The organism is Candidatus Erwinia dacicola, from assembly GCF_001756855.1.
Taxonomy (GTDB): domain Bacteria; phylum Pseudomonadota; class Gammaproteobacteria; order Enterobacterales; family Enterobacteriaceae; genus Erwinia; species Erwinia dacicola.
This window is the reverse complement of sequence record NZ_MAYS01000119.1, coordinates 1-7,200: the sequence shown is the minus strand read 5'-3', so window position 1 is coordinate 7,200 and position 7,200 is coordinate 1. Positions and strand designations below refer to the sequence as shown.

General features: G+C 42.7%; 13 protein-coding genes and 1 pseudogene. 4 read left to right on the top strand and 10 right to left on the bottom strand.

Annotated features, from left to right (window positions below; genetic code table 11):
- Nucleotides 1–70: 70 nt before the first annotated feature.
- The 4 genes from fliS to BBW68_RS03665 form a co-directional block, all read right to left on the bottom strand.
- On the bottom strand, nucleotides 71–532 hold the full coding sequence (gene fliS / locus BBW68_RS18700; RefSeq protein WP_162475710.1) for a flagellar export chaperone FliS: 462 nt from the start codon (nucleotides 530–532) through the stop codon (nucleotides 71–73).
- Nucleotides 498–1,118 (bottom strand): hypothetical protein, encoded by a 621-nt coding sequence (locus BBW68_RS18695; protein WP_186821260.1) that lies wholly within the window; start codon nucleotides 1,116–1,118, stop codon nucleotides 498–500. Before BBW68_RS18695 ends, fliS begins: the two co-directional genes overlap by 35 nt.
- A gap of 311 nt (nucleotides 1,119–1,429) precedes the next feature.
- Nucleotides 1,430–1,588 (bottom strand): hypothetical protein, encoded by a 159-nt coding sequence (locus BBW68_RS19490; protein WP_186821259.1) that lies wholly within the window; start codon nucleotides 1,586–1,588, stop codon nucleotides 1,430–1,432.
- A gap of 34 nt (nucleotides 1,589–1,622) precedes the next feature.
- On the bottom strand, nucleotides 1,623–1,964 hold the full coding sequence (locus BBW68_RS03665; RefSeq protein ID WP_070134041.1) for a plasmid mobilization protein: 342 nt from the start codon (nucleotides 1,962–1,964) through the stop codon (nucleotides 1,623–1,625).
- 309 nt (nucleotides 1,965–2,273) lie between these two features.
- Between BBW68_RS03665 and BBW68_RS03660 the strand changes: the two genes are divergently transcribed.
- From BBW68_RS03660 to BBW68_RS03650, 4 genes are all read left to right on the top strand, one after another.
- Nucleotides 2,274–2,651, top strand: coding sequence for a hypothetical protein (locus BBW68_RS03660; RefSeq protein WP_070134040.1), 378 nt, complete (start codon nucleotides 2,274–2,276; stop codon nucleotides 2,649–2,651).
- Nucleotides 2,632–2,784: a plasmid stabilization protein gene (locus BBW68_RS19485; RefSeq protein ID WP_245166509.1), complete on the top strand. Its 153-nt coding sequence runs from the start codon at nucleotides 2,632–2,634 to the stop codon at nucleotides 2,782–2,784. Before BBW68_RS03660 ends, BBW68_RS19485 begins: the two co-directional genes overlap by 20 nt.
- Nucleotides 2,781–3,104, top strand: a complete 324-nt coding sequence (locus tag BBW68_RS19480) for a hypothetical protein (protein ID WP_245166508.1) — start codon at nucleotides 2,781–2,783, stop codon at nucleotides 3,102–3,104. The genes BBW68_RS19485 and BBW68_RS19480 overlap by 4 nt, the downstream gene beginning before the upstream one ends.
- A 240-nt stretch (nucleotides 3,105–3,344) precedes the next feature.
- Nucleotides 3,345–3,845 carry a hypothetical protein gene (locus BBW68_RS03650; RefSeq protein WP_070134039.1) on the top strand — a complete coding sequence of 167 codons (501 nt, stop codon included), beginning with the start codon at nucleotides 3,345–3,347 and terminating at the stop codon, nucleotides 3,843–3,845.
- Nucleotides 3,846–4,368: 523 nt separating this feature from the next.
- Here the strand turns inward: BBW68_RS03650 and BBW68_RS03645 are convergent.
- The 6 genes and pseudogenes from BBW68_RS03645 to BBW68_RS19065 all read right to left on the bottom strand — a co-directional run.
- Complete coding sequence (locus BBW68_RS03645; protein WP_070134038.1) at nucleotides 4,369–4,803, bottom strand: type II toxin-antitoxin system HicB family antitoxin; 435 nt, start codon at nucleotides 4,801–4,803, stop codon at nucleotides 4,369–4,371.
- 24 nt (nucleotides 4,804–4,827) lie between these two features.
- Nucleotides 4,828–5,010 (bottom strand): type II toxin-antitoxin system HicA family toxin, encoded by a 183-nt coding sequence (locus BBW68_RS15650; protein ID WP_000833472.1) that lies wholly within the window; start codon nucleotides 5,008–5,010, stop codon nucleotides 4,828–4,830.
- 234 nt (nucleotides 5,011–5,244) lie between these two features.
- A pseudogene (locus BBW68_RS20515) lies at nucleotides 5,245–5,403 on the bottom strand (DUF7706 family protein); the annotation flags it as partial.
- Between the two features lie 59 nt (nucleotides 5,404–5,462).
- Entirely contained in the window at nucleotides 5,463–5,780 is a 318-nt protein-coding gene (locus BBW68_RS03640; protein ID WP_070134037.1) for a CcdB family protein, read from the bottom strand.
- On the bottom strand, nucleotides 5,780–6,025 hold the full coding sequence (locus BBW68_RS03635; RefSeq protein ID WP_070134036.1) for a type II toxin-antitoxin system CcdA family antitoxin: 246 nt from the start codon (nucleotides 6,023–6,025) through the stop codon (nucleotides 5,780–5,782). The genes BBW68_RS03640 and BBW68_RS03635 overlap by 1 nt, the downstream gene beginning before the upstream one ends.
- A gap of 963 nt (nucleotides 6,026–6,988) precedes the next feature.
- Nucleotides 6,989–7,200, bottom strand: a 212-nt coding sequence (locus BBW68_RS19065; protein WP_222563062.1) for a hypothetical protein, incomplete at its 5' end; no start/stop codon positions are given.

Sequence of the window (7,200 nt, the reverse complement as noted above, 5' to 3'; positions counted from 1 at the left end):
GATTCAGATTCCTAACCATCAAGACGGCATCTTTCCTTTTCAGTCGCTCAAAATGCATAACTGAAATCAGTTAGTTTTTCTCTTCATAGCTGAATCGCTTATCGCCAAGTACCTCCTTCCAGATGTCATAGAAGTCACGATCTATTGTTTTGAGTAGCTTGCTGACGTTTTGGCTAACTGGTTGCTCACTTAAGCGGCGGATAAGCCAGGCCGACAGGGAAGATGTATTTACGTTTGCATTAATAGATTTCTGAAAGGGAACAACCGCTTGCTTGCCAGTAATAGAGCCAGCTGGGAAAAGGGCATCACCTCTCCGTTTAATGTTAATCAACGTAGGGATACGGTTCTTCAGACGTGGAATTACAGGGTAGGGGGTCTGTAACTTCCGGGTTATTCTTCTTCCTCCTCTTCTGTCTGATAGAGTGCGTCGCAATCCAGTATTTCCGTGGGTTTGCTGGTCTGCCATGTGTAAACGTGCATCACCCGACAATACGCCTTTATTTCTTTTCCCTCTCCATGCACCTGTCACCATTGGACAGGTCTTGCAAGCTATGGGTAGGTGGGGGAGTACTTCCTCTTTCAGCTTGAGTAAAACCTCGCTGGTTATTTCCCGTCCGTTCACTTCGTATGCCATCAGAACCTCGATATTCCTTATAGAACTTATTGATACAGTTATTTAGCAATAAAGTTTTAGTTTCCGCGTCAGAGTCATAGTATTTATCTCTAAATTTTTCAGATGAAATTTTATCTATATATTTTATTTCACCAGCCCGTCGTTCCCATTCAGAAAATCGACGGTTGATTACACTTTTATCAAGGGGTGGCAAAGCTGTTTGCCTGTTGACAATAAACTCATCACTGAAAATCGTTTCTTTCAGATTGGTAAACTTCTTGTCACCATCAAGTTTAACTGCAATATATTCATTTTCCTTTCCAGCATTTCTTATTTTTGTTTCACCATATTCAGCGACCAATTCATAAAATAATTTACGTGTCTTTATCCCTTTATCGTGAATCTGCTGGATTATTTGAAGTTTAAATTCTTTATTCTTTGCTTGAAATTCATCCCCTTTATACCGAGATAACATTTCCGCATATCCTGTAGGTGTCAAACGCATGTTTTCTCGCGGGGATTCCAGAGCATATTTTGGTTTATGAACTCCTGAAAAGCCTCAAGGTATTTTTCATTTTACTTATAACTTCCTACAGGATTCATTTCATTACCGGAAAGTAAATTCTTTCTGGGTATAACAATATGGATATGTGGTTTTCTGTCAACCGATTCACCAGTCTTACGGTCTTTCATTGTTTTAATTTTTGGAATGTGTGCTTCAGCATAGAAGTTATATTCATCAGATGCATACGACTTCATCAGGAATGATTTAAATTCCTGCGTAATTTTGGATATTTTCTCCTCATCAATCTGTTCTTACTTAAAAGACAGAGTAAAGGTCAGATAACGATCTTGTCCTTTATCTGGAATGCTTTTATAAATCATTTCTGTTAGATCGAGATTACCATCAAGAATGATACGTTCATCAAGTTCATCGCGTGTAAACTCTCGACCAGACTTTTGACCTTCCTCCAAATATTCTTTTACTCCGGAATTGTACCCTTTACATCTAATCAGCATCTTCCACCGCCTTTTTTATAAGCGCTTCGATATTGAGGATGGCATTCAAAAACAAAGTATACTTCCTGTCAGATATAGTACCATTTTTATGAGCAACATTAACCTTTAACGCAAGTTGATTTATATTATTGCTGGACTTATTAAAAAGGTATAATAATTGCCGGGTATCTTTTACCTCAATATTTATTGAGCCTTGTTTATCCAATACCAGCTTTATGAAAAATGCTGAACGGCTGAGTTGGGATTCTTTTATTTGCTTTTCAAATGGCGAAAACTCGTCAGGAGTAATACGCAACGAAACAACAATTTCTTTCTTATGTTTAGCAGCCATAGTGACCTACCTGAACTGGTGACGATGTTCCCGCCATGCGGGGTTTCAAAGGGGTATCCCCTTTGGCACGCGACTGTATGCAAAGGCCGCCAGGCATTTGTATACAGTCGGTAACGTGCCTCTGTTTTAGAACTGAGGTTTCACTGAATTACACAGAGTTGCATTAAATTTCACAAAAACCGTTGACAGTTGCACTACATTGCATTAGATTGCATTGCAAGGTTAAGTTGTTGCATTAGGTTGCACTACATTGCATTAAGTGCAGATAACCGATTAAAATGGAGCCATTCTCAACACATGGGGTAGAACATGTCAGACTGGCGTAAACAACCTAGACAGGGGAGAAGTCAATTCTTGCCACGGCTGGACGAAATCAAAAGTCGTCTTTCACTTGGCGAAACTCAGAAAATGATTTTTGAGTCATACCCTGATTTAGAAATGAGTTACCCGCAGTTCACCCGGTATGTAAAAAAATACTGCCTCAGTGAAATAGAGCGGGTAACGAAAGTACCACCAGTAAGCAAAGCCGAACCTGAGCAAACAAAATCAAGTGATGGGCGAGCGGTAGAACAGCCGAGAAAGGCGATCAGAAATCCAGGCGACCTGAAGAAACTTAGATCGCAATCCATCGACTTAGAAGAACTTCAAAATTCAGCAGGAGAAGAAGATGAAAGTAGCAATTCTTAACTATACCGGCACAGTTGGAAAAACAACCGTGGCAGCGCATCTGTTATCACCACGCATGAATGGTGCTACTATTTTCGCCATTGAATCCATCAATGAAACAGCCGAAGGTTTGGGCATTGATGTTGAAAAATGAATGGCGACAAATTCCGTGAACTGTTCAAGAAGATAATGTTAGAAGACGACGCGATTATTGATATTGGCGCATCTAACATTGAAGACTTCATGAATAACATGATTAAATTTGATGATTCCCATGAGGAATTTGATTATTTCGTTATCCCCGTAACATCTGGAACCAAAGAACAAAAAGAAACAATTCAAATGCTGGACACGCTCGCAAGCATTGGTATCCCTGCTGATAAAGTGAAAGTGATCTTTAATCGTGTTGATGTAGATGTAGATAATGAATTTCCATTCATTATTGCACGACATAAAAAAAGTCGTTCTATTTAAATAAAGAGTGTGCAATTTATGAAAATGAAATCTTTGACGCTTTATCTATTAAGGGTCTGACGGTCGATGCTCTGCTTGCAGATAGCACAGATTATAAAGCGCTCCTTAAAAATAAAGAAGCCAGCGCGAAAGACAGAAACGCATGGGCAGATATGTTTAGCCTCAAATCACTTGCTAAAGGCGTAAAGCGCAACCTTGACGATGTTTACGCCAACCTCTTTTAATTTCTAAGGAGTAGTCATGCAGGATGAAATCAGAGCACCTAAAACGGCGCGTGATGCTCTCCTGATTGAGCTGATTGGTGATTTAGGCGTACTTCACGACAATATAAAATCACTTCCTGAAGCTATCAACCAGGCAACAGCAGGTTCAATCGAAACTATTGCTAATGCAGTCGAAGAGGCGGAGAAAACCGCCTCAAAACTGAGTGAAAGCATTGAGCAGAAAAAAGAGGCGGTTTTAGCTGATCTGAAAACTTCAGTAAAACAAACTCTGGATGAACACGCTGTTAGCGTGTTCTCCGAACTTGAAGATAAGGTTAACGGACTACAAAAGAGAATTGCAACTTTCGAGCTATCCGATCCAAAAAGCCGACGACTGAATATTATTCTGTCATGTACTCTCGCCGTTTCACTATTGTTGTCTGGTACTGCTATATTTGCCGTTTATAGTGCCGAAAAATCAACAATAGCTGACCTCAACATGATCATCAGCTCGCAAGATAAAACTTCCACAAAATGATCATAGCGGGCATCACGCCCGCTAAATTCATCGCATCCCCTCCGAGTTGATAAGCCTCTAAACGGCTGTTCCCGCAGGTCACACCCGTTAAGACCCCGGAAATCACGCCCAGAACGTCGCATAGCGCCGTTCTGACCGCTCACCGGGGCGCTGGCCTTAAATCAGTGACAAAATCGCTGTGAGGGCGTTATGGCTTTACAGGGAGGGGGGCGTTCTGCTCACTTTCAGGAGCGTAACCGGCTGCGCCGGGTCAGGCGCGGATTTGGCTAGGGTGCTCTATGGTAGTCCCGTTCCGCACCTCCATGCGCTACGCGCATACCTAGACAGGCTGCGCACTGCTCGCCAGTCTTACGACCATAACCGAAGTGCCAGCAATACAAAACCAGGTGCTGTGCAGCGAGGAAAGATTTCGCCAGCATTCTGCGCGCAGCAGCTGCAACCGGCAGCGCTTTTTTGTTGGCGTTTGTTAGACACGGAAAACCACGCTTGTAGGCGTGGTCTTTTCAATTTTCCAGGATATCAATTACTTTGCCAACTCATGCCGTGCTGCCTGAGCCAAAAAATGACTCCGGTCCTTATAGGCCGAACGATTCCCCTGGATAAAGCCGTCAATACGCTTAATCAGCACATCAGGCAATGTAATATTTACACGTTGCTGTTTACCTTCAAACTCAGTCAGATCCACGTCAATCATAAACCAGGAATCGCAATGAGCGTATTCAGCATTTGCCGCATAAACCATAAAGCCAGCATCTTTAATATCTTCAACGGAATGTGCTCCACTTAGCAACATTTCCTCGACGATACTTAAAATCGCTTCTCGCGCCATCACCGGTATATCCGATTGCTCGTCAGCCGCTGATACGCAGCCGTAATCAAACCGATGAAAAGCCGGTACGCATATACCAAATGCTGTATCAGCATCTTTAGGAGATTCAACCCCGACAGAAAAAAACATACTCACCTCCAAAGTCGGCGGGGATCAAATCCCCGCCATTTTTTTGATTGACCTGACAGTACCCAGAGGCAAATCCTTTTTCGGGTGCGGAACAGGAAACGTTTTTCCTGTTATAGGCGACCACCAAATCTGGTGGCTTCCCCCGTTATGCCGTCGAAGTTCACACCCTGCGGCTATCAGTTCTTTCAACAGGTCAGCAGATTTCATAAGCCCTCCGTAACCTGAAATTCATTATACACACATATACATACAAGGCAATCGGAAGGTTGAGTGAATCACAGATTTTTTGCAGCCTAACGGATGACTAACGCCCCATTAGGGGCGAAGCTTGGGAGGGTAAACATGAATTATTAATTACGGTCAATTGTACATCATTTCAGCGTGAACAGGCGAACCATGCTAACTGCGAAAGCAGCTTTTCACTGTTTTTTCCCTTCACAGTTATCTGGGGCTAATCCCGGACTCAGCCAGCTCGCGCATAACAGCATTTACGCCATCCATCATCAGATAAGCCTCATCTTCTGAGGTGGAGCGTACAGCGCAATCCTGATGCGTTGTACGCTTGCAGAACTGTGCCAGCGTCCATGCTACATTCTGGTCTAATTCTAACGTTTAAAGTGTTTTTTTTATCTGAGCACATATAATTATTCCTCTTTATTTTAAATACCTAAAATCATCATATCGATTGCAGAAACCAGTGGATCACGTAAATGTGAAGCATCCATAACCGCATCTTCAGCTTTGAGGTTTTTTACATCCGTTGTCGTTATCATGGTAGCCAGCACTATATAATCGGCCTGCTCGATTGTAATAACCGGCGTTAACGCTTTTACCTGTGAATTAGAGTTAGCTTTCGGTGTTAAAGGCATAACCAGGCGAGTATTAAGATGTGCAAGCATATCTGCCTGCACATCAATAAAGTACGGGTACGCCTGCTTGTTCCGGGATTTATTTTTGTAGACTGCAAACTGTTTCACTAAATCACCCTGAAATTTTCATCATCTGAAAAAAGCCCGACCTCTGCTACAAAGCTGTTTAACGCCTCGATACCAGCGCGGTTTTCTGCCATCCAGCGTTCACGCTTGCGTTCCTTAACGGCCACTTCCAGTGCCTGGTTAGATATCGCGGAAACGTTTAAGTCCAGCTCTTTGGCCTCTTCAAGCAAACCAGCATTTAAGTACACGTTTGTACTGCGTTTTTTCTCGGCTACATTGGTTCTCATTAAAACCTCCCGCACATAAATTATGTGCATGATTATAGCGCACAAAAACGGAACAACCAATGCCGTAGTAGGCGGGATTTCTTCCGCCAGTTTAGTTAGTGCGCATACCCTCTAAGGTGCTCTAACCACCATCGTAACTCATCCCATTCATGGGATTTCATCGCAGGGATCTTTACCTGCCAGCCCTTTACAAGTGCATCTGCGATGTTTACAATTTTGTTCATTGACATAATGATTACCCTAATAATTACTTTGTCATGCGGTATCAGGTTGTTAGCGCGACCTGATACCATCCCAATATTAATCTTTCATAAAACTTTTTAGAATTTCCTCCTTTGCTTTTTCTTGTTCGCTTGGTGAATAAGCAAAATTATACCAGCCTTTGATATTTGCAATAATTTGTTTGTCATTACAGCCGCATTGTTTAGTCCAGAACTTAATATTACGTTTTAATGAAGCAATTGCTGTTAATTACATTTTTCATATCTCAGATTTGATATTAATTAAATTCAACCAGAGGCTCATTAGGGGGATTTCTTCCCCTATGTATTTAACAGGACAAATGCTTAATTACGTGGAGCAGTTCAGCAGTATCTTCAGCTAAATAATATTTAGGATCAGATGCTGCGCTATCCATCAAATCATTAAATACGAGAGTTAATTCGACACCTTTAGCATAAAGGTCGAGTTTAGTGATTTTTCCTGTCTGGAATTAAGTGATAACTTTGTGTGCTTCTTTTTTAACGTCTGCGATTTTTTGGATTTTCATTTGTAGCTCCTGGCCGTTCGGCCTTTAGGGAAAGCACCACGCTTTCCCTAAAAATAATATTACACGTTATAACGTGCTTTATCAAGATAAAATTCATCAAAAAAGCTCTTTTTTATGCCCGCAGGGCATGGGAGGCACGGAGTGCCGGAAGCCCCGCAGCGCTACGGCGCGAGGACTTAAACAGCATTACGGCTTCAGCCGTAATAAATCTCCCTCACTGCCAAGCCGGTTTTTGGCCGTTCTGACAGCACCGGGGCTTCATTGCGTCCGGTTCGCCCGGCTGAGCGGGCTGTGTGGCGCTTCAGCGACGCACAGGGCGTGATTTGTCCGGGTGTTGGGGAAAGGGGCCGCTGGCGCCCCATTCCCACTCGAAACGCAACAAAGTAACCCACTGGCCAGACCCGGA

Excerpts from the sequence above, each read along its gene's own strand:
- BBW68_RS18695 (WP_186821260.1), bottom strand. The coding sequence starts at position 1,118 with ATGCGTTTGACACCTACAGGATATGCGGAAATGTTATCTCGGTATAAA.
- BBW68_RS03650 (WP_070134039.1), top strand. The coding sequence starts at position 3,345 with ATGCAGGATGAAATCAGAGCACCTAAAACGGCGCGTGATGCTCTCCTG.
- BBW68_RS03645 (WP_070134038.1), bottom strand. The coding sequence starts at position 4,803 with ATGTTTTTTTCTGTCGGGGTTGAATCTCCTAAAGATGCTGATACAGCA.
- BBW68_RS03635 (WP_070134036.1), bottom strand. The coding sequence starts at position 6,025 with ATGAGAACCAATGTAGCCGAGAAAAAACGCAGTACAAACGTGTACTTA.
- BBW68_RS03660 (WP_070134040.1), top strand. The coding sequence starts at position 2,274 with ATGTCAGACTGGCGTAAACAACCTAGACAGGGGAGAAGTCAATTCTTG.
- BBW68_RS15650 (WP_000833472.1), bottom strand. The coding sequence starts at position 5,010 with ATGAAATCTGCTGACCTGTTGAAAGAACTGATAGCCGCAGGGTGTGAA.
- BBW68_RS19480 (WP_245166508.1), top strand. The coding sequence starts at position 2,781 with ATGAATGGCGACAAATTCCGTGAACTGTTCAAGAAGATAATGTTAGAA.
- BBW68_RS19485 (WP_245166509.1), top strand. The coding sequence starts at position 2,632 with ATGAAAGTAGCAATTCTTAACTATACCGGCACAGTTGGAAAAACAACC.
- fliS (WP_162475710.1), bottom strand. The coding sequence starts at position 532 with ATGGTGACAGGTGCATGGAGAGGGAAAAGAAATAAAGGCGTATTGTCG.
- BBW68_RS03665 (WP_070134041.1), bottom strand. The coding sequence starts at position 1,964 with ATGGCTGCTAAACATAAGAAAGAAATTGTTGTTTCGTTGCGTATTACT.